This is a genomic window from Halomonas sp. BDJS001, assembly GCF_026104355.1.
In the GTDB taxonomy this organism is placed as follows: domain Bacteria; phylum Pseudomonadota; class Gammaproteobacteria; order Pseudomonadales; family Halomonadaceae; genus Vreelandella.
Map to the genome: position 1 here is coordinate 3,797,417 of NZ_CP110535.1, position 22,958 is coordinate 3,820,374.

General features: G+C 55.4%; 18 protein-coding genes, 3 tRNA genes, 3 rRNA genes and 1 pseudogene. 8 read left to right on the forward strand and 17 right to left on the reverse strand.

All coding sequences use genetic code 11. From position 1 onward, the window contains the following. Nucleotides 1-16 precede the first annotated feature (16 nt). Nucleotides 17-1,006 carry an ectoine hydroxylase gene (thpD, locus tag OM794_RS17700; protein ID WP_226250714.1) on the reverse strand — a complete coding sequence of 330 codons (990 nt, stop codon included), beginning with the start codon at nucleotides 1,004-1,006 and terminating at the stop codon, nucleotides 17-19. Nucleotides 1,007-1,275: 269 nt separating this feature from the next. Here thpD and OM794_RS17705 point away from each other — a divergent pair, with 269 nt between their 5' ends. Continuing rightward, entirely contained in the window at nucleotides 1,276-1,734 is a 459-nt protein-coding gene (locus OM794_RS17705) for an META domain-containing protein (protein WP_226250715.1), read from the forward strand. 225 nt (nucleotides 1,735-1,959) lie between these two features. Here the strand turns inward: OM794_RS17705 and OM794_RS17710 are convergent. The 8 genes and pseudogenes from OM794_RS17710 to OM794_RS17740 form a co-directional block, all read right to left on the reverse strand. Further along, a tRNA-Thr gene (locus OM794_RS17710) sits at nucleotides 1,960-2,035 on the reverse strand. A gap of 72 nt (nucleotides 2,036-2,107) precedes the next feature. Then, nucleotides 2,108-2,182 (reverse strand) — tRNA-Gln (locus OM794_RS17715). A gap of 6 nt (nucleotides 2,183-2,188) precedes the next feature. After that, nucleotides 2,189-2,264: transfer RNA gene (locus OM794_RS17720), tRNA-Phe, on the reverse strand. A 230-nt stretch (nucleotides 2,265-2,494) separates the two neighbouring features. Next, a complete protein-coding gene (locus tag OM794_RS17725) occupies nucleotides 2,495-2,770 on the reverse strand; it encodes an oxidative damage protection protein (RefSeq protein WP_035585612.1) in 276 nt (91 codons plus the stop codon). Between the two features lie 70 nt (nucleotides 2,771-2,840). Continuing rightward, nucleotides 2,841-3,359 (reverse strand): NUDIX domain-containing protein, encoded by a 519-nt coding sequence (locus OM794_RS23410; protein WP_413927730.1) that lies wholly within the window; start codon nucleotides 3,357-3,359, stop codon nucleotides 2,841-2,843. 108 nt (nucleotides 3,360-3,467) lie between these two features. Next, nucleotides 3,468-3,934: pseudogene (locus OM794_RS23415) on the reverse strand (A/G-specific adenine glycosylase); the annotation flags it as partial. A 133-nt stretch (nucleotides 3,935-4,067) separates the two neighbouring features. After that, complete coding sequence (locus tag OM794_RS17735) at nucleotides 4,068-6,407, reverse strand: AsmA family protein (RefSeq protein ID WP_226250717.1); 2,340 nt, start codon at nucleotides 6,405-6,407, stop codon at nucleotides 4,068-4,070. After that, on the reverse strand, nucleotides 6,404-6,889 hold the full coding sequence (locus tag OM794_RS17740; protein WP_226250718.1) for a GNAT family N-acetyltransferase: 486 nt from the start codon (nucleotides 6,887-6,889) through the stop codon (nucleotides 6,404-6,406). Before OM794_RS17740 ends, OM794_RS17735 begins: the two co-directional genes overlap by 4 nt. 196 nt (nucleotides 6,890-7,085) lie before the next feature. Here OM794_RS17740 and hisB point away from each other — a divergent pair, with 196 nt between their 5' ends. From hisB to OM794_RS17765, 5 genes are all read left to right on the forward strand, one after another. Further along, nucleotides 7,086-7,679, forward strand: a complete 594-nt coding sequence (gene hisB, locus OM794_RS17745; protein ID WP_226250719.1) for an imidazoleglycerol-phosphate dehydratase HisB — start codon at nucleotides 7,086-7,088, stop codon at nucleotides 7,677-7,679. 85 nt (nucleotides 7,680-7,764) lie between these two features. Then, nucleotides 7,765-8,406, forward strand: coding sequence for an imidazole glycerol phosphate synthase subunit HisH (gene hisH / locus OM794_RS17750; RefSeq protein ID WP_226250720.1), 642 nt, complete (start codon nucleotides 7,765-7,767; stop codon nucleotides 8,404-8,406). An 11-nt stretch (nucleotides 8,407-8,417) separates the two neighbouring features. Continuing rightward, nucleotides 8,418-9,164: a 1-(5-phosphoribosyl)-5-[(5-phosphoribosylamino)methylideneamino]imidazole-4-carboxamide isomerase gene (gene hisA / locus OM794_RS17755; RefSeq protein WP_226250721.1), complete on the forward strand. Its 747-nt coding sequence runs from the start codon at nucleotides 8,418-8,420 to the stop codon at nucleotides 9,162-9,164. Beyond that, on the forward strand, nucleotides 9,161-9,934 hold the full coding sequence (hisF, locus tag OM794_RS17760; RefSeq protein WP_226250722.1) for an imidazole glycerol phosphate synthase subunit HisF: 774 nt from the start codon (nucleotides 9,161-9,163) through the stop codon (nucleotides 9,932-9,934). The genes hisA and hisF overlap by 4 nt, the downstream gene beginning before the upstream one ends. 28 nt (nucleotides 9,935-9,962) lie before the next feature. Next, a complete protein-coding gene (locus OM794_RS17765) occupies nucleotides 9,963-10,469 on the forward strand; it encodes a hypothetical protein (RefSeq protein WP_226250723.1) in 507 nt (168 codons plus the stop codon). Nucleotides 10,470-10,472: 3 nt separating this feature from the next. Here OM794_RS17765 and OM794_RS17770 read toward each other — a convergent pair whose 3' ends face one another. Further along, nucleotides 10,473-11,075, reverse strand: a complete 603-nt coding sequence (locus tag OM794_RS17770) for a YjaG family protein (RefSeq protein WP_226250724.1) — start codon at nucleotides 11,073-11,075, stop codon at nucleotides 10,473-10,475. A gap of 286 nt (nucleotides 11,076-11,361) precedes the next feature. On the opposite strand from OM794_RS17770, the gene OM794_RS17775 reads away from it, so the two are divergent. Then, complete coding sequence (locus OM794_RS17775) at nucleotides 11,362-12,051, forward strand: type 1 glutamine amidotransferase (RefSeq protein WP_226250725.1); 690 nt, start codon at nucleotides 11,362-11,364, stop codon at nucleotides 12,049-12,051. 21 nt (nucleotides 12,052-12,072) lie between these two features. Here the strand turns inward: OM794_RS17775 and mnmH are convergent, their stop codons facing one another. From mnmH to OM794_RS17795, 4 genes are all read right to left on the reverse strand, one after another. Further along, complete coding sequence (gene mnmH / locus OM794_RS17780; RefSeq protein ID WP_226250726.1) at nucleotides 12,073-13,173, reverse strand: tRNA 2-selenouridine(34) synthase MnmH; 1,101 nt, start codon at nucleotides 13,171-13,173, stop codon at nucleotides 12,073-12,075. Next, entirely contained in the window at nucleotides 13,170-14,207 is a 1,038-nt protein-coding gene (selD, locus tag OM794_RS17785; protein ID WP_226250727.1) for a selenide, water dikinase SelD, read from the reverse strand. The genes mnmH and selD overlap by 4 nt, the downstream gene beginning before the upstream one ends. A 56-nt stretch (nucleotides 14,208-14,263) precedes the next feature. Continuing rightward, nucleotides 14,264-15,634: a DNA repair protein RadA gene (radA, locus tag OM794_RS17790; RefSeq protein ID WP_226250733.1), complete on the reverse strand. Its 1,371-nt coding sequence runs from the start codon at nucleotides 15,632-15,634 to the stop codon at nucleotides 14,264-14,266. 168 nt (nucleotides 15,635-15,802) lie between these two features. Continuing rightward, nucleotides 15,803-16,246 carry a copper resistance protein NlpE N-terminal domain-containing protein gene (locus OM794_RS17795; RefSeq protein ID WP_226250728.1) on the reverse strand — a complete coding sequence of 148 codons (444 nt, stop codon included), beginning with the start codon at nucleotides 16,244-16,246 and terminating at the stop codon, nucleotides 15,803-15,805. A gap of 166 nt (nucleotides 16,247-16,412) precedes the next feature. Here OM794_RS17795 and hisC point away from each other — a divergent pair, with 166 nt between their 5' ends. Beyond that, nucleotides 16,413-17,471 (forward strand): histidinol-phosphate transaminase, encoded by a 1,059-nt coding sequence (hisC, locus tag OM794_RS17800; protein WP_226250729.1) that lies wholly within the window; start codon nucleotides 16,413-16,415, stop codon nucleotides 17,469-17,471. 185 nt (nucleotides 17,472-17,656) lie between these two features. On the opposite strand, the gene rrf is transcribed toward hisC, so the two are convergent. The 3 genes from rrf to OM794_RS17815 form a co-directional block, all read right to left on the reverse strand. After that, a 5S ribosomal RNA gene (gene rrf, locus OM794_RS17805) occupies nucleotides 17,657-17,772 on the reverse strand. Between the two features lie 144 nt (nucleotides 17,773-17,916). Beyond that, nucleotides 17,917-20,819 (reverse strand): 23S ribosomal RNA (locus tag OM794_RS17810). A gap of 247 nt (nucleotides 20,820-21,066) precedes the next feature. Continuing rightward, nucleotides 21,067-22,599, reverse strand: a 16S ribosomal RNA gene (locus OM794_RS17815). Together the 16S, 23S and 5S rRNA genes form the textbook arrangement of a ribosomal RNA operon. Between the last annotated feature and the right edge of the window lie 359 nt (nucleotides 22,600-22,958).

Below are 22,958 nucleotides of genomic sequence, written 5' to 3' on the forward strand. Positions count from 1 at the left end.
CTGCTGGTTAGCGATACTACAGCGTCTGCTGATCAGGGCTATGAGCCAGGAAATCCGGCCGCTGCTTAGCCGCTGCGTAGGGCTCCCGGCAGCGGTTGTCCTGGCGGTTAAACACGAAGAACACATTACTACGCGGGTCGGGCGAAAGGTTCGCGTTCGAAGCATGCAGGGTATTGCAATCAAACAGCAATAAACCGCCCGCCTTACCTTTCGGCGCTTCAATACCGTGCTCTGCCACTAGCTCAGTTAACGCTTCTGGGCTGGGTACGCCCACCTCCTGGGCTTTCAGTGAGCTTTTATGGTTATCCTCCGGCGTTTCACCCAGGCAGGGCACAAACTTTTTGTGCGAACCGGGAATCAGCATCAGCGGGCCGTTAAACTCGTGGTTGTCAGTCAAGATCAACGAAGCGCTAACCGCATGCATGGCAGGCATGCCGTCTTCTGCGTGCCACGTCTCAAAATCGGAGTGCCAGTTAAAGCCCTTACCGGCAAACCCAGGTTTATAGTTAATCCGCGACTGATGCACATAGGGATCGCCGCCAATGATTTGACGGGCGGCACCCGCTACACGCTCATCGCTGGCCAGTTTGCCCAACCGTTCAGAGAGGAAGTGCACCGCAAATAGCGAGCGGATCTCCTGGCTCTCTGGCTCAGTTATGCTGAAGTCCTGATTGAGATACTCATCGTTATTCATCAGCGCCTTCATTTCCTGGCGCAGCTCATCAAGCTCTTCGCCTGAAATGAGGTTGGGAATAAACAGAAACCCCTTACGCTCAAACTCATCGAGCTGCGCCTGGCTTAACGGTCCGGAAAGCTGGCGCCCCTTGACCACCGCATCCTGGCGCGGCAGCCAGGTCTGTGCAGGGGGTGTGGCTAAGCGCGACGGGTAGGCATCCTTTACCTGTGCGCCCATAGCCTTGGCGCCTTGAACATTTGGCGCATCGGCCATTTCGCTATACTGCTTATGGGCGGTTACTGAATGTAGTGGTGTACTTTTGACTGTCATCTAATCCACTCCTTGTATGATTAGGTTTCAGATCGAACGTTGTTGCAACTATGTATAACAATGCACGGCTAAAACGTCGTGCAGGGAGTATCCTAGCCAACTAATATTTTACCGCAAGGCATGATTTCTGGTTTGATAACGTAGGTTACGTGAAAAAAATTGAAGAGTGGCTTTTTGAGCAATTAGTCACCTAAAAAGCACGCTCGACGCCACAATATATGCGGTTAATGGTTCTAAATTTTTTAGCTAACTGAATAAGGAAGCAAGCTTTGAAAAGACGGCTAGCGCTTTATGGATTTATCGGTGCCCTATTGATAACCGCCGGATGCTCTTCAGCACCCATAGATAGCCCCGATGGCACCTATCACCCAGACGAACCGTTGATCAACACCTACTGGAAGCTGGTAACACTTGATGGCGAGCCGGTCGTCACCGATGAGAATTTTCGCGAGGCCCACGTGGTACTTCACCAAGACGGCTCGCGTTTAGCCGGTGCTACCGGCTGTAATACGCTAATGGGCAGCTACCGTGTGGAGAACGAGCAAATCACATTCAACAAGATCGCCAGCACCAAAATGGCCTGCTCCACGGCTCAAATGAATAATGAGCAAGGTTTTCTAGCCGCACTCAAGCAGGTAGCAACATGGAACGTAGATGGTGCAATGCTTGTACTGTCGGGCAATAACAATGAACCGCTAGCTGTCTTCGAGGCTGTGCATCTTTATTAGTAATATTGGTCAGGCAACACTACCGTTACGATTATAAAGCTTGGTTGGTTATCTGACGCATATACAGGTGAAATCAAGCTTCTGAATAGCGCGTTATCCACAGACATATCTAAATTGTGGCTGTGGATAATGTTAGTGCTGGATAGATACTGCAGATGCGAAAAAGCCGCCCTTTCGGGCGGCTTAATCTGATTCTCTAACGCTTTGCTTTATAACCACTTTTAGTGGTGCCGACACCAGGAGTCGAACCCGGGACCTACTGATTACAAGTCAGTTGCTCTACCAACTGAGCTATGTCGGCGCTTCACGTTTTCTTGAGAAAATGACTGCTTTGCTGTTAGGCTTTGCAATCAACAAGAAATCTTGTTGGCAATGGCTGGGGTACCAGGATTCGAACCTGGGAATGCCGATACCAAAAACCGGTGCCTTACCACTTGGCGATACCCCAGCAGTGTGGTGGCCAGAGACGGAATCGAACCGCCGACACGGGGATTTTCAATCCCCTGCTCTACCAACTGAGCTATCTGGCCGCTGCCAACGGTGCGTATTAAACTAAAAACGCCGCTTTTCGTCAACACCTTTGTGAAACTTTCTTGCGATACCGATGCTTAGGGGTCTTTTTTCCTGCGCCACCGTTAGCTCGCCCTGCCTTGTTCACAGGCTGAGAGCCACTGATGACAAGTCAGTTGCTCTTCCTAACCGCCCTCCTCACCCTCTCTTCATGCCCGCTATTGATGACAGCTATTTATGACTGCGCAGGTTATGCCTGAGTAGGCGGTACATAACCTTCGGCTTGGTCGGTCTCCTGGTTGTCCAGGAAGCGCTGCATCTGCTCCATCAAGTACGCCCTGGATTCAGGGTCGAGCATGTTGAGGTGTTTCTCATTGATCAGGCGGGTTTGCAGCGCCTGCCAGGCTTCCCAGGCGGGCTTGGAAACGGTGGCCTGAATCTCCTGTCCCTGCTTACCCGGTAAAGGCGGGAAGGGCAGGGCTTCTAGCTCCTTTTGGTACTTGCGGCAAAAAACAGTATTACTCATAACGTACTCCTGGTTCAGGGATGTGGATTTGATGCAATGATCTCAACCAACCCAACCTGCTAGCAAACGCCTAGGCGTGCCCTGGTGTTGGGTTGAGGCTAAAGGGCGTTAGCTGGCTGAGCAGCGCTTTAACGGGGGCGGCAAGCCCCAGCTCGGGCGGATAGTTAACGTCGTACCATACGCCGCTTTCGCGAACACCGCCCAGCCTATCGCAGCTCACGGGCTGCGGGGTAATTTCTAAGCGAAAATGGCTGAAGGTGTGATAAAAGCTAGGCGACGCAGTTTCCCGCTTAGGGTTCACGGCATTGACTTCAAGCCAGTCGTTGAGCTCGCTATGTTTCTCGAACTGCGGCAAACTCCATAGCCCGCCCCATAAACCGCTGGGAGGACGTTTCTCCAGCCATACCCGGCCTTCTGGGTCACGCAGCATCAGCATGATCGTTTGCCGTGTGGGCAGCGCCTTTTTGGGTTTGGATTCCGGATAGCGCTTTTGTTCGCCTTGGGCGTAGGCCAAACAGACATCGTTAAATGGGCAGCTCAGGCAGTCTGGCTTGCTGCGTTTACATAGCGTGGCGCCAAAATCCATCATCGCCTGGGTGTAATCCGCCAAGCGCTCTGCTGGGGTGTAGTACTCCGCCAACGCCCACAATTTTCTCTCCACATCAGGCTTACCCGGCCAGCCGGGCAGCGCATGCAGACGCGTGAGCGAGCGCTTTACATTGCCATCTAATATAGCGGCCCGCTGCCCTGTGCTTTGCGCAATGATAGCGCCCGCGGTGGAGCGACCAATACCGGGCAAGGCGACTAACGCGTCGATACTTTCAGTCGGCAGCTCACCATTATGCTCCTGCCAGGCAACCTGGGCAGCTTTATGCAAGTTGCGCGCACGGGCATAGTAGCCAAGGCCCGTCCAGAGATGCAGCACTTCGTCCTGGGGTGCCTTGGCAAGACTTCCAGGGTCGGAAAGCGCGTCATAAAACGCTCAAAATAGTCTATAACGGTGGCCACCTGGGTTTGCTGCAGCATAATTTCCGACACCCACACGCGGTAGGCGCTACGCGGCGACTGCCACGGCAAGTCGTGGCGACCGTAGCGGTCAAACCAGGTCAGTAGGCGCTGTTGGAATTCGTTTGCCGCCAGCCGCGGCGTGGGCATATCTGCCATGCACGCTCCTTAAACAGAAATGGGTATATGAAACAGAAATGTGCTGACACTCGTGCCAATAAAAAAAGCGCCGGCGTTTAAGCCGGCGCAGCACTTACTGTTTCAATGAATGCGTCACTTCACACCCTAATGCTCAGTTAAACAGGCTACGCAGGCCATCGCGAAGTTCTTTGGCAGCGCCTTCACCAAGGCGTTCGTCGAGTTCATCTAACGAGTCGCCCAGGCGCTCCTCCAGCTCTTCATTTACACGATCTCCGGTTTCGTTACGCAATAGGTCAACAACAGCGGTTTGGAACATCTCGCGGTCAAAGCGACACCATTCAGTGCGCTCATCGCCGAAATTACCTTCACAACGTACAGGTAGCGGCAACTGCTCAAGGCGCGGATTGACCTCACAGGCCGCGTCGGCGGTGTCGACCAAACGAGCATTAGCACGGGTATCAAAGTTCAAGCTAGCGAGGTTGAGCTCGCCCTCTCCACGCACTTCGATTCCGGGTAGGGTGATCAGCAGGTCGTCACTATCCACTAAACCGTTGCTGATTTGGAAGGTAGCATCAAAACGCTCAAAGCGAGTGTCGGAGTGCCAATCCCGCAAAGTGCCCTCCCCCTCTAACTGAGCCACCAGTTCGCACATTTGTTTGGAAATATTGGTATTTAAAATAGCGCCATCGTTTAGACGAGCATTAATCGCACCATTGAGGTTGCCGATGAGTGCTTCGCGGGTATTGCCCTGACTGGTAAGGTCGCCAGATAGATTTAAGCGGCCACGCAGTGGTGACGCCTCTTCCCCTTCACTGATTGCTTCAATCAGCGGCGCCATCTGGACGTTGTTAATGGTGGGCGATAGCGACCACTCCAGGATGGAATCCCTCGCATCAACCTGGCCGGTAGCGCTGAGTTCACCTGCATAGAAACCAGACTCAAACGCCGTTAGCCGATGAACGCCGTCGTCGCCACGCAGCTGCAAGCGTGGTTTGTTGAAGGTAAGACCTGCAAAAATAAGCGTATCGACACTCAGGTCGCCCTCTAGCGCCAGCCCACTGAGCGACGATTGCGGCAGCAATGTGTTGGACTCCTGGGCAAAAGCTTTACGTAACAAGCCCCGGCTGGCCTGTTCGGCGGTGGCCTCACCGGGTAGATAACGATCCAGGTCTAGCTGATCACCGGCTAAATCGAACGCCAGGCGTGAGCCATCCAGCGCGGCCGCCAGTTCACCGGTAAAGGTGCTGTCATCAACCACTAACGAGAGGCTAGTCAACGAGAGTTGTTCGGTATCGCCTTCGACGGGGCTGGTCATGGCGACATCACTGAGCGCAGCCTCACCCGCGGTAGTGAGCGTAACGCCAGCGCGGGCAAGCCAGGGGCGTAGCGTAAACGGCGCAGCGGTTAGCTGGCCCCGGTACTTGGGGGCATCACGTAGCTGCTCAATATTAAGGTGCCCACTCACCCTGAGCCCATCCGGCCCGGTGAGCTGCAACTCCTTGAGCTGGGCCGTTTGTGCCTGCCAATCCCCCTCCAGGCCAAAGGCAAGCGCCAGCGCTAAGCTGCCTTGCCAGTTATCTGCATTGCGCAGCCCTGTCTCAAGCAGCCCCTCTTTGATGGTCAACTGCTGTTCACCCACTCGGGCGAGAAACTCGGCGGCTTTCAAGCTGAGTTGCTGCGGCTCTCCCTCAGCACCTTGCGTCGTGCGGGTGGTCAGCGCCATATTTTCAAGGGCGAAAAGCTTATCTGCTAAACCAAGCCGCACGCGGGTTTCGAGATTAATCTCACTGGTCAGGTCTGGGGTGCGCTCCAACACCTCGGCATCGAGCCGGTTATGCTTGGTCAGGGTGAACATGGCCTTCAGCGGAAAGGCGCGCAGTGGATTGACGTTACTGCCTGAGATATTCAGTTGCTGCATGCGCCACAGTGCTTGGGTCTGCGCATCGCGGAAGCGAATATCAGCATTTTTCACTTCAACGCTGGCAATACTTAACACCACCGCCAAGCTACCGGCGTCTGCATTGGGACCTGCACTGGCGGGTGCCAGCACCGTTTCAGCCGCACTCTCATTATGCTCGGAGAGGCGCTCTAGCAGGGGCTCCCAGTTACCTTCACCCTGGGCATCACGCTCCAGGTTAAGGCGCATACCGTCTAGCGTAAGACCGTCAACGGCAATTTCACCGCGTAGCAACGGGCCAAAGGCCACGCTCACCTCTGCGCGGTCAATCGCCGCAAAAGCAGCGCTCTCTTCCGCCTGTTCGGGCAGCCAGGCGCGGGCCTTCTCTACGCTGACACCGATACGCGGGTAGAATGACCAGGTAATCGGGCCTTCCAGCGCTAAGTTGAGACCGGTTTGCTCCTCCACGACGGCGGTTAAACGGGGCTTGAAATCCTCTGGATCCAGAAAAGTGGTCACATAGACCACGGCGGCGACCGCAACGATGGCAAGAATGCCGACCGCTGCCAGCAAAATACGTAATAGCTGTTTCATTGCCCTTTCCCTTGTGGGTCTAACTCAACAAAATCGCTGGTGGCGGGCATCCCCGCTGCCGGCGTTTCTGGATTGGCCATTGGCCGATAGCCTAGCTTGGAGAGCAGCACGCGGTCGGCCAGTGGTAACGTGGACGTTTCAATGCGCAGTACGCGGCCTTCCTGCTTGGCTTGCTCGCCAAGTAGGGCCATCAGGCGCGAGCCGACGCCCCGGCGGCGGGTGGTTTTGCGCACGCAGAGTTCAGACAGCCACCACGCTCGGTCTTGGGCCTCCTGAACAGCGACCGCCCCCAGCAGCCGATCATTAAAGAGTGCGCAGGCAAAAAAGTGCTGGCCTGCAAAATGTTGTTCAATAAATGGCTCAACCGTTGGGGTGGGCATACGCTCTTGGGGCGCATCCTGGTAGATGCGCACTAGATCAAGGCGCACCTGCTCATCGGCTTCCCAACGGGCCTGGTCGACATGGTGCAGTGTCACCGGCATGGTGAAATCCTCTTCGCCAAAGCAGCCTGGCTGCTATTTTTGCCACAATTGATTGCGGCTACATTTCGCGCATTGTAGCGGATGAGGGCGCCGATTCACTATAATGGTCGCTTCGCCACAGGCTGATCAAACAGTGGTAAGTTGATGAGAGCCACCAGCCGCCCCTCAGAGTGCGCTTCAGCGCAGGAGATGCAACATGTCAGCGCGTATTGCCACGGTTAGCCGTGACACCAACGAAACGCAGATCAAGGTCAGCGTCAACCTCGACGGCGAAGGCCGTCTTAGCTGCCAAACCGGTGTTCCGTTTCTGGATCATATGCTTGATCAAGTTGCCCGCCACGGGATGATTGATCTTGATATCAATGCCACTGGCGACCTGCATATCGATGACCACCATACCGTAGAAGACCTGGGAATTACCCTAGGCCAAGCCTTTTTTAAAGCCATTGGCGATAAGCGCGGCATTTACCGCTATGGTCACGCCTATGTGCCCCTTGATGAAGCGCTCTCTCGTGTGGTGATCGATTTTTCCGGTCGGTCGGGCCTTTATATGAATGTCGAATTCACCCGCGACACCATCGGTAGCCTGGACACCCAGCTGTTCTGGGAGTTTTTCCAGGGCTTCGTCAATCACGCTCAGGTAACGCTGCATATCGACAACATTAAAGGCTTTAATGCTCACCACCAGGCGGAAACGATTTTTAAAGCCTTTGGCCGGGCGCTGCGTATGGCCGTAGCGGAAGACCCCTGCATGGAAGGCCAAATGCCTTCCACCAAGGGGAGTTTATAATGCTGCTCTCCGCTAGCCCGAATGCGAGCACCGTACCCAGTGCGGCCTTAAGCAACATCTTAACAACTATTCCAAGGAGCGTTTCATGACCATTGCTGTGATCGACTACGGAATGGGCAATCTTCATTCTGTCGCCAAAGCGCTGGAGCATGTGACCCATGAGAATGTTGTCATTACCCGCGACCCGCGCCGCATCCTTGGCGCCACGCGTTTAGTGTTGCCGGGCCAGGGGGCCATTCGTGATTGCGTTGGTGAACTTGAACGCACCGAGTTACGCGAGCTGGTGGACGATATTTTAACCCGCCAGGCCAAACCGCTGTTGGGGATTTGCGTGGGCCAACAGATGTTGCTGGAGCGCAGCGAGGAGAACGGCGGCGTGGAGTGCCTGGGGTTCTTTAAAGGCAGCGTGGATCGTTTTCCTGGCGATATGCGCGACGCCCACGAGCAGCGCTTAAAAGTACCGCACATGGGCTGGAATGTGGTCGAACAGCATCATCAACACCCGCTCTGGGCAGGCATAGATGACCACGAGCACTTCTACTTTGTGCACAGCTACTATGTGAATGCCGCCGAAGATGCCCAGGTATTTGGCACGACTCAATACGGCAAGGTAAGCGCCCACGTGGCCATTGGCCGGGATTCGACCTTCGCGGTGCAGTTCCACCCGGAAAAAAGCTCCCGCGCAGGCCTTCGCCTGCTTGAAAATTTTGTCACCTGGACGCCCTGAGAGGATTTTGTATGTTGGTAATTCCCGCTATTGATCTCAAAGATGGCCAGTGTGTCCGGTTAAAGCAGGGCCGCATGGAAGACGCGACCTCCTACGGCGATGACCCAGTCGCTATGGCCGCACGCTGGGTAGAGGCAGGCGCCCGCCGCCTGCATCTGGTTGATTTAAACGGCGCCTTCGAGGGCAAGCCGATGAATGGCGACGCTGTGACGGCGATTGCTCGCGCCTACCCCGACCTGCCGATTCAAATCGGCGGCGGTATCCGCAGTGCGGAAACCATTGAGCACTATTTAAGTGCTGGTGTCTCTTACGTCATTATCGGTACCAAAGCGGTAAAAGAGCCTGCGTTTGTCGGCGAGATGTGCCGCGCCTTCCCCGGCCATGTGATTGTGGGGCTTGATGCCAAAGATGGCTATGTCGCCACCGACGGTTGGGCCGAGGTCTCTACGGTCAAGGCCACTGAGCTTGCCAAGCGTTTCGCCAACGATGGCGTTTCCAGCATCGTCTACACCGACATTGCCCGCGACGGCATGATGCAGGGCGTCAACGTGGAAGCCACCGCACAACTGGCCCGTGAAGGCGGTTTACCGGTGATTGCCTCGGGTGGTGTGACCAATTTGGACGATATCAAAGCCCTCTGCGAGGTGGCTGATAGCGGCATCCTGGGCGCTATTACTGGCCGGGCGATTTATGAAGGCAGCCTGGATGTGGCTGAAGCCCAGCGGTTGAGCGACCAACTGACGGGAGGCGGCTCATGAGCCTGACTAAACGCATTATCCCCTGCCTGGACGTAGACGCCGGACGCGTTGTTAAAGGCGTTAATTTTGTCGGCATTCGTGATGCCGGTGATCCGGTGGAGATTGCCCAGCGCTATAACCAGCAGGGCGCCGATGAAATCACTTTTCTCGATATTACTGCCAGCCACGAAGACCGCGACACCACGGTGGAGATGGTGGAGCGCATTGCCGGTGAAGTATTTATCCCGCTGACCGTCGGCGGCGGCATTCGCAGCTGCGACGATATACGCACCATGTTAAATGCTGGAGCGGACAAGGTCTCCATCAACACCGCCGCGGTCACTAATCCTGAGTTCGTGCGCGAAGCCGCCGAGCGCTTTGGTAGCCAGTGCATTGTGGTGGCGATTGATGCCAAGCGCGTATCGAAAGAGGGTGAAACACCCCGCTGGGAGATTTTCACCCACGGCGGGCGCCGCCCAACGGGCCTGGATGCCGTTGAGTGGGCGAAGAAGATGGTCGAGTTCGGTGCCGGCGAACTGCTGCTCACCAGCATGGATCGCGACGGTACCAAGAGTGGCTTTGACCTGGGCGTGACCCACGCGATTTCCGAAGCGGTGAGCGTACCCGTGATTGCCTCCGGCGGTGTGGGCAACTTGGATCACTTCGTGGAAGGGGTGCTTAAAGGTGGCGCTGATGCGGTGCTGGCCGCGAGCATTTTCCACTTTGGCGAATACACCATTCCCGAAGCTAAGCGCTATATGGCCGAACGCGGTATCGAAATGCGTCTTTAAAATGCCCTTTATCAACCAGGAGCTTCGAATGTTTCGCTCACATCCATGGATGGGATGGCTAGCAGGCTTGCTGTTTAGTATGCCTGCTACCGCATTCTCGCTACCTGATTGGACACCGGCGCTGGAGTGGGATCATACCCTGGTGCAAACCAGCCTTTATACCCGCCACTTCAGTCCCGACCCGGAACATACCAATCAGCAAGACCTGATCAGCCTTGAACTGCATAACCCGAATAACTGGCTAGCGGGCGCGGCTTGGTTCAAAAACTCCTTTGATCAACCCACCTGGTACTTCTATGCAGGGCGGGAGTTTCCCCTTTGGCAAACCGATCAAGGGTTAAACGTGCGCGCCAAACTCACCGGTGGGCTCCTGCGCGGATATAAAGGCGAGTATCGCGACAAAATTCCGCTCAATCACTTGGAAGTTGCCCCGGCCGCACTCCCCAGTATTGGGGTGCAATGGGGCCGGTTTGAGTCTGATCTGATTGTGTTTGGCGCCGCCGGTATGATGGTAACGGCAGGAGTGCGCTTTTAGCCGCTACTCCTCGACCTCATCCAGCGATAACCCCAGGTTGCTGATACCGCCATTGCGACCTAATTTTCGCACCTCTTTAAGCACTGCTTTATCCAGTGAGCCGCTAACGGCTTCCAAAACGGCGTCCTGGAAGTCGTTCTCGTCTGCCATCAGCGGATGATCGCGAATAATCAGTGCCAACGCTTGCGAGTCAACCTCACCTTCAGTGAGCTCTATAAAGGCGCGTACGCCCGCCCGGGAGGTACGGCTAACATCCAGCACCGCCTCTGGAGAATCGCCTTGCAGGGTGTCCAGCAGCGCCGAGACAGACACCACCGCATCTAGGGCGCGCCGGGCACCAAAACTGTCATCCTCCTCGGGCGGCTCGCACTCCGCTAACTTTTCCGCTTGGCGGGCAAAATCGATACTGGCATTGGGTACATTAAGCCGCTCCCAGACCAAACTCAGCACAGTCCCTAGTGTATGGCTATCACCCTGGCCGCTGGTTTGCTCATAGAGCACATAGTTAGGCAGCAAGCGCTCGCACAGCGCTGCCATAAAGGCTTGCTGGGCAGGTAGAGGGAGTTCTTGCAACCGTTGGTAAAAGCCCTGGGGTTTCGACACCATACTGATTTCCTGGATCCCTTGACGTGAGTTATTGGTGAAAGTTAGCGGGTACGTTATCGTTTCTCTACGCTTGGGGCGATCCCCAGCGCCTAGGAGCCTGTCCGACTTAACACTGATCTACTGCGAACCCCGGTATTTTGGCCAACTTTATGCGATAGATTTCGTTAAATAGCACGCTATTCGCCTCAATCGATCGATAAATTTGGCTCAAAATCCGTGCTTCTCGCGACGATCGGTCAAGCCGGACAGGCTCCTCGATGATTGTCCGGCCGGCAAGGAGATTACCATGCATATTCATCTGCTACAGCACGGCCCTGACCATGGCCCCGCCCGTTTAACCGATTGGCTGACCAGCATGGGCCATAGTTACACCGTTTTTCATCTCTACGCAGGCGAGCTTAGCCCCCGCCCAAACGAATCCGATGCGTTGATTGTCCTTGATGGCCCAGAGGCGCTACTCGACCCACCACCGGCGTGGTTTAAAGCGGAAGATAAGCTGATCAACCGCTACTTGGATGGCCAAAAACCGCTGTTGGGCATAGGCCTGGGCGCTCACTGGATAGCCCAGGCGCTGGGCTCAGTGGTGGCGCCGGGTACCTACCCGGAAACAGGCTGGCATACGGTCACCCTGGCGCCGGAAAACTCGCTCGATTTACCCGAAACTTTCACCGCTTTTATGTGGCATCGCTACGTTTTCAGCCTACCCGACGACGCCTTTCCCCTCGGCGGTAGCGAAGCCGCACCGCTACAAGGGTTTGCCTGGGACAGAGGGCGCGTTATCGGCCTGCTGTGCCACCTAGAAGCCACCGCGGCGAGTGTCAAACAGTTGCTGGATAGCGCTGAGTGGCCCACCGCAACGCCTTCCACCGACCGCTTTGTTCAGGATGCGGGGCAAATATTAGCAGACCCCAACCGCTTTATTCACCTTGCGCCGCAGCTCGACCGACTGATGACCCAGTGGCTTAAAGCGGCGTAGCCGTAGAAGGATCGATTGCCGTCAGCGGTTCCACTGCCTGGCGGCTTCCAGGCAGCTATCCCAATCACCCACATGAATCTCTGGCGGTGCGCTGTCACGCTGCTTCTCTAAGTGGTAACGGTAGAGCGGGTCGTAGTACTCGGTAAGCAGTGGTGCAAGCCAAGCTTCGTGGGCTTGGGGATTGCCTTGGGCATGCTCTTTGAAGGCTAGCGCCTGCAGCCGCTGTAAGCGCTGCAGGCGGGCGTTGCCCAAGCGTTTGCCTAGCCGGACAAGCGCATTACTTAGCTGCGCCTGCATTAATTGCCAGCCTTGATAGGCCCCATGACGAGCAGCATAGGCCTGCTCCAGATCGATAATATAGTCCTGCTGAATCTGAGCAAGACGCCAATCCAGCGGCATTTCGATACGCACCCGGGGGGCTTGCTGCAGCGCTCGCCAGAAAGTCAGCGGAATATTGGCGTTGCCAATCTGACGGGACTCATCTTCGATCACCAGCCCTTCCGTCAGCCCGATTAGCCGCTTGGCCAGCGCATGCTCAAAGTTGATTTGCGTGGCAGGCTCTTCGGGCCTGCGCCCAAAGGCCGAGCCTTTATGGTGTGCATAAGCTTCCAGGTCAACGCCGTTATCGAGCTGATTTATCAGCGCTGTTTTTGCACATCCGGTGAGCCCTGCAACCACCAGCATCGGCTGACGCGCTGCTGTATCAATGCGCTCACAGAGCGTCTGGCGCATGGCTTTCCAGCCTCCCTCCAGCCGTGGCCTTGAGATACCGGCCTCTTCCAGCCACTGCTGAGCAATTTGCGAGCGCAGCCCACCCCGAAAGCAGTAGATCACTGCATCGGGATACTCGGCTACATACGCCTGCCACGCCGCAATTCGCGCCTCCTTGACCTCGCCACTGACCAAGCGCTCGCCCAGTTCAATCGCCGCGGCTTGGCCGTGCTTTTTATAGGCAACCCCCACCTGATGACGCTCATCATTATCCATCAAGGGCAGATTGACGGCACCGGGCAGCGCACCCTGGGCAAACTCCACCGGGGCGCGCACATCTATAAGTGGTCGCTCTTCTGTGATTAAACTCAATACTGCCGGGGTGGTGGCTGGCGTCGTGGATAGCGTCACCCGACCACCTCAATGGAGGCGTTGCCCTGGCGCGCCTTCATTACGCCAAAGGAGCGTAATGAGAGGCCGAATTCGCGGCCAATACGCTCAACGTCATCCTCCCAGGCAGGGTTAACGCTCAGTAACAAGCCGCCGGAAGTCTGAGGGTCACATAACCACTGCCAGTGGGCTTCATCCATAGCGGGCAGACTCTCCCCCAGCGCGTCACGATTGCGCAACGTGCCGCCAGGCACGGCGCCTTGGCGACGATAGGACTCAGCCTCCGCCAAACGAGGTAGCTTACGAAAATCAACCTGAGCCATGACGTTACTGGCTTGGCACATTTCAGTAAGGTGGCCCGCCAATCCAAAACCAGTGACATCGGTCATGGCGTTCACCCCTTTCACATCGGCAAGCTTTACGCCAATGCTATTGGGCTTGAGCATGGTTTCCCGGGCAAGACCGTGGTGGCCCATTTGCAGCAAACCGCGTTTCTCGGCTGTGGTTAACATACCCACCCCTAGCGGCTTGGTTAGATACAGCAGATCACCTGGTTTGGCGGTGCTATTAAGCTTGAGCTTATCCAGGTCGACCAAGCCGTTGACAGCGAGTCCAAAAATCGGCTCAGGCGCATCAATGGAGTGACCGCCCGCCATGGCAACGCCTAATTCGCGACACACCGCCTGGGCCCCGGCCATTACGTCACCCGCCACTTCAGCGCTAAGCTTATCCAGCGGCCAGCCCAGAATGCCTAACGCCATCACTGGCGTACCTCCCATGGCATAAACATCGCTGATGGCATTGGTCGCCGCGATGCGTCCAAAATCGAAGGGGTCATCGACAATGGGCATAAAGAAATCCGTGGTAGCGATCATGCCGCGACCATCGCCAAGGTCATACACCGCCGCATCTTCGCGCCCCTGGTTGCCGACGATAAGTTTCTTATGACCCGCAGCCGGCCCAGCCTTGGCGAGAATGCCATCCAGTACATCGGGAGCAATTTTGCAGCCACAGCCCGCACCGTGGCTATATTGGGTCAAGCGAATCGAACTCATCGTGTCTCTCCTTGGCACTTTTGGGGGGATATCATTAGTTTAGCCCACTCTTCACTCTATAGGGCGTCCAACGCATCGCTGAGTTTATCCACGGCAATCACCTCCATGCCCTTGGGCGCCTGCTTAGGTGCGTTAGCCCGCGGCACAATGGCGCGTAGAAAACCGTGCTTGGCCGCTTCGGCAATACGCTCTTGGCCACTCGGCACCGGGCGTATCTCGCCCGATAGCCCAACTTCGCCAAATACCACTAATTCTTTGGGCAGCGCGCGATTTTGCAGGCTAGAAACCACGGCTAGCAGTACCGCCAGGTCGGCGCTGGTTTCGAGCACTTTGACACCGCCGACGACATTCAAGAACACATCCTGGTCGCCAGTAAACAATCCACCGTGGCGATTAAGCACCGCAAGCAGCATGGCTAAACGGTTTTGATCCACGCCAACCGCTACCCGGCGCGGATTGCCCAGCGCGGACTCATCCACCAGTGCCTGTACCTCGACCAGAATTGGTCGAGTGCCTTCCCACACCACCATGACTAAGCTACCCGGCGCCTGCTCCTCCTGACGAGAAAGAAAGATGGCGCTTGGGTTTTTAACCTCTTTTAAGCCCTGCTCGAGCATGGCGAAAACACCTAGCTCGTTCACAGCGCCAAAGCGGTTCTTCTGTCCCCGCAGCGTGCGAAAGCGCGAGTCGGCACCGCCCTCTAATAACAGCGAGGCATCGATCATATGCTCAAGGACTTTGGGACCGGCCAGGGTTCCGTCCTTCGTGACATGACCTACCAGCAACAACACCGTATTGGTCTTCTTAGCAAAACGCGTTAGCGCTGCAGCTGACTCACGCACCTGGGCAACGCCACCTGGGGCCGAGCTGATATCTTCCAAATGCATGGTCTGGATAGAGTCGATCACCAGAATCTCGGGGTTCTCGCGCTCAGCCACCGCCAAGATAGTCTCCACGCTGGTCTCGGCAAGCATTTTCAATCCACTGGTGGGCAACTGTAGGCGGTGCGCACGCATTGCTACCTGGGAGAGTGACTCCTCCCCCGTCACATAGAGGATACGCCGCTGCTGGGCCAGCTTGCAGGCCGTTTGCAGCAGCAGGGTCGATTTACCGGCCCCAGGATTGCCGCCCAGCAATACCGCCGAGCCGGGTACCAAACCGCCGCCTAGCACGCGATCAAACTCCGCGAACGTCGAGCTCATACGCGGCACTTCACTAAGATCCACATTGCCCAGGTCGATCACTTCACGGGATAGATCACCCGCGTAGCCCGTTCGACCGGGGGCTGCGCCGCCACCAGGGCGAGCGCTCGCCAGGTGCACTTCACTGAGCGTGTTCCACTCCTGGCAGCTGCTACATTGTCCCTGCCATTTACGGTATTCGGCGCCGCACTCGGTGCATACAAAGGCGCTTTTGGCTTTGGCCACTGCCATTACACTCCTACGGTTGCTGTCACTAAGTGGCAACGTTCGCTTTGCTGCCGTTAGCATTCACTTGTTATTAATCGCTTTTAATCGTCACGTCCGCTGTATTCACTACTGCCAGCAAACACAAAAGGCGGCCATTGGCCGCCTTTTGTACTGCTGGCTAACGCGTTATTGGCGCTTTAGCTGCAGCATTTCACCATTTTCAAAGCGGCGACGTTCTGGGTCAATCAACTCCAACGTGCTCTCATCAATGCGCATGAAGTAGTAGATTTGGCCATCACCATCCGGCGTCAGCTCGTAAACCGTAGCGTCTGGATCAGACGGCGTACCGGTCAGCACTTCCCAGTTACCCGCGTAGTTTTCATCCGGGGGTGTTTGAGGATGGTTCCGATATGAAGCGTTCAGCGTAAAGGTGCGTTCTTCAGCCGCGCTCGTTTCTTCACCCACCATCGTGACGTCCAGATCAATACCATCACAGTTACGGCAAGGTAGTGAACCTTGGTAATTTTGCTGTGCAGTAGCCGCCTCTTCTTGCTGCTCCATAGGGCTGCTTGCACAGCCAGCCAGCAGTGCCAACATGGCCGAACCGGCCAGCAAACTCTTAAGTTGCATAGAGTGTCTCCTTAATCTCGTGTTGGACATCACATTTATTTACGCGCACTTGTGACAGCATAACCGCTACAAGGTGCGACGCACACCCCTAGCGATGCGAATGCTTGCGCTTAGTAAGGCTTCAAGCGACCATGGTGCACCTTGCTAGGATAATCAGGTTACCCACATGAGCCAATACTGGAGTCCGGCCGTTCGCGAACTTACCCCTTACGTGCCCGGTGAGCAACCCCGTGAGCAGCTTGTTAAACTCAATACCAATGAAAACCCTTACCCACCAGCGCCAAGCGTTGGTGAGGTGCTGCGCGACTATGCAACAGACCATCTGCGCCTATACCCTGACCCTACCTCTAAAGCGTTGCGGGAAGCGTTGGCAGAGACGTTTCAGGTAGCCAGCAGCCAAGTGTTTGTTGGTAATGGTTCCGATGAAGTGCTGGCATTAGCGTTTCAAGCGTTTTTCCGCCATGGCGCACCACTCGACGTACCCGCCATCACCTATAGCTTCTACCCCGTTTACGCCAATCTTTATGGCGTTGAGCTGCGCAAGCATCCGCTCAATGAGCAGTGGGAAATCGATATTGATACGCTTGGTACGGAGACTAACCGCAGCGGCGTTATCTTTGCCAACCCAAATGCGCCAACGGGCCACGCGCACCCACTGTCAGCAATTGAGATGCTGCTTAAGCGAGTCACGGATCGTGTCGTTCTCGTGGATGAGGCGTATGTGGATTTTGGCGCGGAGAGTGCTGTTGCGCTGATTAACCGCTATCCGAATCTATTAGTTACCGGTACGTTTTCCAAATCTCGCAGTTTGGCAGGCTTGCGGCTGGGCTATGCGGTGGGTTCAGAGGAGTTGATTGATGGCCTGCTGCGGGTAAAAGACTCCTTTAACTCTTATCCTGTCGATAGTTTGGCAAGCTTAGTAGGCATCGCCGCACTGAAAGATGTCGAGCATTTTGAAGCCTGTCGCGAGCGTGTTATTACCACTCGCGAACGCACTCGCCAGCGCCTTGAAGGGTTGGGATTTGAAGTATTGCCCTCTAAGGCTAACTTTGTGCTTGCCCAGCACCCTGGCTACGAAGGCGCGCAGCTATTTGCTGGCCTACGCGAACGGGGCATTCTGGTTCGTCACTTTAACACCCCAGACCTCAACAACTTCCTACGCATCACTATCGGAACCGATGATGAGATGGATAGTTTGATTGAGGCGCTGGAGACGCTTCTCTAGTAAAGGGTGAGGCGTGAGGTGTGAGGCAAAAAAAATCCCCCAGAGCATCAGCCCTGGGGGATTTTGGTATAAGTGCCTGACGATGACTAGGGCGGCTCCCCGCTACTCTACATGGGAGACCCCTTGGTTTTCTTCCACACAAACAAAAAACCCAGCCGGATGGCTGGGTTCTTCGTTAAATAAGTGCCTGACGATGACCTACTCTCGCATGGGGAGACCCCACACTACCATCGGCGCTAAGCGGTTTCACTTCTGAGTTCGGCAAGGGATCAGGTGGTTCACGCATGCTATGGTCGTCAGGCGTAACTGGCTATGTACATCATGCTGACTATGGCTAAATTGTGATCGTCTCATTGCCTGCCGCCCTCGCTGTTGCTTGGGCCACACGCTGCGTATCCGGCTTTTCATTGACGTCATCATCACGACCAGACCCCTTGGGTGTTATAGGGTCAAGCCTCACGGGCCATTAGTACACGTTAGCTCAACGCCTTGCAGCGCTTCCACACCGTGCCTATCAACCAGCTGGTCTTGCTGGGCCCTTCAGGAGGCTCTAGGCCTCGGGGATGTCTCATCTTGAAGGGGGCTTCCCGCTTAGATGCTTTCAGCGGTTATCCCGTCCGACCATAGCTACCCGGCAATGCCACTGGCGTGACAACCGGAACACCAGAGGGTCGTCCACTCCGGTCCTCTCGTACTAGGAGCAGCCCTTCTCAAACATCCAACGCCCACGGCAGATAGGGACCGAACTGTCTCACGACGTTCTAAACCCAGCTCGCGTACCACTTTAAATGGCGAACAGCCATACCCTTGGGACCGACTTCAGCCCCAGGATGTGATGAGCCGACATCGAGGTGCCAAACACCGCCGTCGATGTGAACTCTTGGGCGGTATCAGCCTGTTATCCCCGGAGTACCTTTTATCCGTTGAGCGATGGCCCTTCCATACAGAACCACCGGATCACTAGAACCTGCTTTCGCACCTGCTCGACGTGTCTGTCTCGCAGTCAAGCACCCTTATGCTCTTGCACTCATTGCACGATGTCCGACCGTGCTGAGGGTACCTTCGTGCTCCTCCGTTACTCTTTAGGAGGAGACCGCCCCAGTCAAACTACCCACCACACACTGTCCTCGATCCGGATAACGGACCTGAGTGAGAACGCCAATGATGCCAGGCTGGTATTTCAAGGTTGGCTCCGCCCGAACTGGCGTCCGGGTTTCTAAGCCTCCCAGCTATCCTACACAGGCAACATCAGCGTCCAGTGTGAAGCTATAGTAAAGGTTCACGGGGTCTTTCCGTCTAGCCGCGGGTACACCGCATCTTCACGGCGATTTCAATTTCACTGAGTCTCGGGTGGAGACAGCGTGGCCATCATTACGCCATTCGTGCAGGTCGGAACTTACCCGACAAGGAATTTCGCTACCTTAGGACCGTTATAGTTACGGCCGCCGTTTACCGGGGCTTCAATCAAGAGCTTCGCGCCCTCTACAAGAGAGGGGCTAACACCATCATTTAACCTTCCGGCACCGGGCAGGCGTCACACCCTATACGTCCGCTTGCGCGTTAGCAGAGTGCTGTGTTTTTAATAAACAGTTGCAGCCACCTGGTATCTTCGACCGGTTCGGGCTAGGAGAGCAAGTCTCTTCACCCTACGCCGGCGTGCCTTCTCCCGAAGTTACGGCACCATTTTGCCTAGTTCCTTCACCCGAGTTCTCTCAAGCGCCTTGGGATTCTCACCCTGACCACCTGTGTCGGTTTGGGGTACGGTCGCACATGATCTGAAGCTTAGAGGCTTTTCCTGGAAGCGTGGCATCAGTGACTTCCTGACCGTGGTCAGTTCATCTCGTGTCTCGGCCTTAAAGGATCCCGGATTTACCTAAGATCCCAGCCTACTCACTTTCACCAGGACTACCAACGCCTGGCTCACCTAGCCTTCTTCGTCCCCCCATCGCAACCATGTCCGGTACGGGAATATTGACCCGTTTCCCATCGACTACGCCTTTCGGCCTCGCCTTAGGGGCCGACTCACTCTGCTCCGATTAGCGTCGAACAGAAACCCTTGGTCTTCCGGCGAGGGAGTTTTTCACTCCCTTTATCGTTACTCATGTCAGCATTCGCACTCGTGATACCTCCAGCAGACTTCTCAATCCACCTTCATCGGCTTACACGACGCTCCTCTACCGCTCATCCATAGGATGAACCCGTAGCTTCGGTACCTGGTTTAGCCCCGTTACATCTTCCGCGCAGGCCGACTCGACTAGTGAGCTATTACGCTTTCTTTAAAGGATGGCTGCTTCTAAGCCAACCTCCTAGCTGTCTGAGCCTTCCCACATCGTTTCCCACTTAACCAGGATTTCGGGACCTTAGCTGACGGTCTGGGTTGTTTCCCTTTTCACGACGGACGTTAGCACCCGCCGTGTGTCTCCCACGCGTTACTCACCGGTATTCGGAGTTTGCCTCGGGTTGGTAAGTCGGGATGACCCCCTAGCCGAAACAGTGCTCTACCCCCGGCGGTACTACGTGAGGCGCTACCTAAATAGCTTTCGAGGAGAACCAGCTATCTCCGAGCTTGATTAGCCTTTCACTCCGATCCACAAGTCATCCAAATCTTTTTCAACAGATCCTGGTTCGGGCCTCCAGTTGATGTTACTCAACCTTCACCCTGCTCATGGATAGATCGCTCGGTTTCGGGTCTATATCCAGCGACTGTGTCGCCCAGTTAAGACTCGGTTTCCCTACGGCTCCCCTATACGGTTAACCTCGCCACTGAATATAAGTCGCTGACCCATTATACAAAAGGTACGCCGTCACCCAACAAGTGGGCTCCGACTGCTTGTACGCACACGGTTTCAGGATCTATTTCACTCCCCTCTCCGGGGTTCTTTTCGCCTTTCCCTCACGGTACTGGTTCACTATCGGTCAGCCAGGAGTATTTAGCCTTGGAGGATGGTCCCCCCGTCTTCAGTCAAGGTTTCTCGTGCCCCGACCTACTCGATTTCACATGATCAGATTTTCGACTACGGGGCTATCACCCGCTACGGCCACGCTTCCCAGCGTGTTCGCCTAATCAGTCTCATGCTTAAGGGCTGGTCCCCGTTCGCTCGCCGCTACTGGGGGAATCTCGGTTGATTTCTTTTCCTCAGGGTACTTAGATGTTTCAGTTCCCCTGGTTCGCCTCGTACCCCTATGTATTCAGGGCACGATACTCATCTTATGATGAGTGGGTTTCCCCATTCAGAGATGTCCGGGTCACAGGTTGTTGCCACCTCACCGAACCTTATCGCAGGCTACCACGTCTTTCATCGCCTCTGGCTGCCTAGGCATCCACCGTGTGCGCTTCATTGCTTGACCCTATAACCCGAAGGAGTCTGGATGTCGCAATGATAACGTTCTATTTTGCCGGATACGCTTGAGACGTATCACAATTTAAGAAGCACACCTTACGGCGTGTTCTTGTCAGCATGATATACATTGTTAAAGAGCGACTGCTATACGCAGTGATAAGGCAACGCCGAAGACGTCTGGCTTATCACTGCGCATCAACAGCTATCTGATCAGGTAATTCATTGTGGACGCTTACTAACTGTGACGCATCGTTTAAGGAGGTGATCCAGCCGCAGGTTCCCCTACGGCTACCTTGTTACGACTTCACCCCAGTCATGAACCACACCGTGGTGATCGCCCTCTTGCGTTAGGCTAACCACTTCTGGTGCAGTCCACTCCCATGGTGTGACGGGCGGTGTGTACAAGGCCCGGGAACGTATTCACCGTGACATTCTGATTCACGATTACTAGCGATTCCGACTTCACGGAGTCGAGTTGCAGACTCCGATCCGGACTGAGACCGGCTTTAAGGGATTCGCTGACTCTCGCGAGCTCGCCGCCCTTTGTACCGGCCATTGTAGCACGTGTGTAGCCCTACCCGTAAGGGCCATGATGACTTGACGTCGTCCCCACCTTCCTCCGGTTTGTCACCGGCAGTCTCCTTAGAGTTCCCACCATTACGTGCTGGCAAATAAGGACAAGGGTTGCGCTCGTTACGGGACTTAACCCAACATTTCACAACACGAGCTGACGACAGCCATGCAGCACCTGTCTTACAGTTCCCGAAGGCACACCAGAATCTCTTCCGGCTTCTGTAGATGTCAAGGGTAGGTAAGGTTCTTCGCGTTGCATCGAATTAAACCACATGCTCCACCGCTTGTGCGGGCCCCCGTCAATTCATTTGAGTTTTAACCTTGCGGCCGTACTCCCCAGGCGGTCGACTTATCGCGTTAACTTCGCCACAAAGTGCTCTAGGCACCCAACGGCTGGTCGACATCGTTTACGGCGTGGACTACCAGGGTATCTAATCCTGTTTGCTACCCACGCTTTCGCACCTCAGTGTCAGTGTCAGTCCAGAAGGCCGCCTTCGCCACTGGTATTCCTCCCGATCTCTACGCATTTCACCGCTACACCGGGAATTCTACCTTCCTCTCCTGCACTCTAGCCTGACAGTTCCGGATGCCGTTCCCAGGTTGAGCCCGGGGCTTTCACAACCGGCTTATCAAGCCACCTACGCGCGCTTTACGCCCAGTAATTCCGATTAACGCTTGCACCCTCCGTATTACCGCGGCTGCTGGCACGGAGTTAGCCGGTGCTTCTTCTGCGAGTGATGTCTTTCCTAATGGGTATTAACCACTAGGCGTTCTTCCTCGCTGAAAGTGCTTTACAACCCGAGGGCCTTCTTCACACACGCGGCATGGCTGGATCAGGGTTCCCCCCATTGTCCAATATTCCCCACTGCTGCCTCCCGTAGGAGTTCGGGCCGTGTCTCAGTCCCGATGTGGCTGATCATCCTCTCAGACCAGCTACGGATCGTTGCCTTGGTAAGCCATTACCTTACCAACTAGCTAATCCGACATAGGCTCATCCAATAGCGGGAGCCGAAGCCCCCTTTCTCCCGTAGGACGTATGCGGTATTAGCCTGGGTTTCCCCAGGTTATCCCCCACTACCGGGCAGATTCCTATGCATTACTCACCCGTCCGCCGCTCGTCAGCGGGTAGCAAGCTACCCCTGTTACCGCTCGACTTGCATGTGTTAGGCCTGCCGCCAGCGTTCAATCTGAGCCATGATCAAACTCTTCAGTTTAAAATCATTGTGATCCTTACTCGCTCTCTAAGGACTAGCCGAAGACAGCAAAAGCGGATCAAACTTGGCTCAAGGTTCAAACGAATTCATTCAAAACAGATCCCAAAGGACGAATCCTTTAAAACCTTATTGCTTGAGTCGCTTGCCTTGATATTTGGTGATTTGCCACCAACATCAGCAAGCGCCCACATGAATTACCTGATCAAATTGTTAAAGAGCTGTTTCGCTGTCACGATCACTTTGAAAGCAACCTGGCCGCCGTTGAACTGGCTTGCCTCAGCGAGGAAGGCGTATTCTACGCATTTCCTGGTGGTTGTCAATCGCTGTTTTTTTTAGCGACTGAGGCGAGCGATACAATT

Excerpts from the sequence above, each read along its gene's own strand:
- hisC (WP_226250729.1), top strand. The coding sequence starts at position 16,413 with ATGAGCCAATACTGGAGTCCGGCCGTTCGCGAACTTACCCCTTACGTG.
- thpD (WP_226250714.1), bottom strand. The coding sequence starts at position 1,006 with ATGACAGTCAAAAGTACACCACTACATTCAGTAACCGCCCATAAGCAG.
- hisB (WP_226250719.1), top strand. The coding sequence starts at position 7,086 with ATGTCAGCGCGTATTGCCACGGTTAGCCGTGACACCAACGAAACGCAG.
- OM794_RS17735 (WP_226250717.1), bottom strand. The coding sequence starts at position 6,407 with ATGAAACAGCTATTACGTATTTTGCTGGCAGCGGTCGGCATTCTTGCC.
- OM794_RS17765 (WP_226250723.1), top strand. The coding sequence starts at position 9,963 with ATGTTTCGCTCACATCCATGGATGGGATGGCTAGCAGGCTTGCTGTTT.
- selD (WP_226250727.1), bottom strand. The coding sequence starts at position 14,207 with ATGAGTTCGATTCGCTTGACCCAATATAGCCACGGTGCGGGCTGTGGC.
- OM794_RS17770 (WP_226250724.1), bottom strand. The coding sequence starts at position 11,075 with ATGGTGTCGAAACCCCAGGGCTTTTACCAACGGTTGCAAGAACTCCCT.
- OM794_RS17775 (WP_226250725.1), top strand. The coding sequence starts at position 11,362 with ATGCATATTCATCTGCTACAGCACGGCCCTGACCATGGCCCCGCCCGT.
- hisA (WP_226250721.1), top strand. The coding sequence starts at position 8,418 with ATGTTGGTAATTCCCGCTATTGATCTCAAAGATGGCCAGTGTGTCCGG.
- OM794_RS17795 (WP_226250728.1), bottom strand. The coding sequence starts at position 16,246 with ATGCAACTTAAGAGTTTGCTGGCCGGTTCGGCCATGTTGGCACTGCTG.
- hisF (WP_226250722.1), top strand. The coding sequence starts at position 9,161 with ATGAGCCTGACTAAACGCATTATCCCCTGCCTGGACGTAGACGCCGGA.
- OM794_RS17725 (WP_035585612.1), bottom strand. The coding sequence starts at position 2,770 with ATGAGTAATACTGTTTTTTGCCGCAAGTACCAAAAGGAGCTAGAAGCC.
- OM794_RS17740 (WP_226250718.1), bottom strand. The coding sequence starts at position 6,889 with ATGCCGGTGACACTGCACCATGTCGACCAGGCCCGTTGGGAAGCCGAT.
- hisH (WP_226250720.1), top strand. The coding sequence starts at position 7,765 with ATGACCATTGCTGTGATCGACTACGGAATGGGCAATCTTCATTCTGTC.
- OM794_RS23410 (WP_413927730.1), bottom strand. The coding sequence starts at position 3,359 with ATGATGGATTTTGGCGCCACGCTATGTAAACGCAGCAAGCCAGACTGC.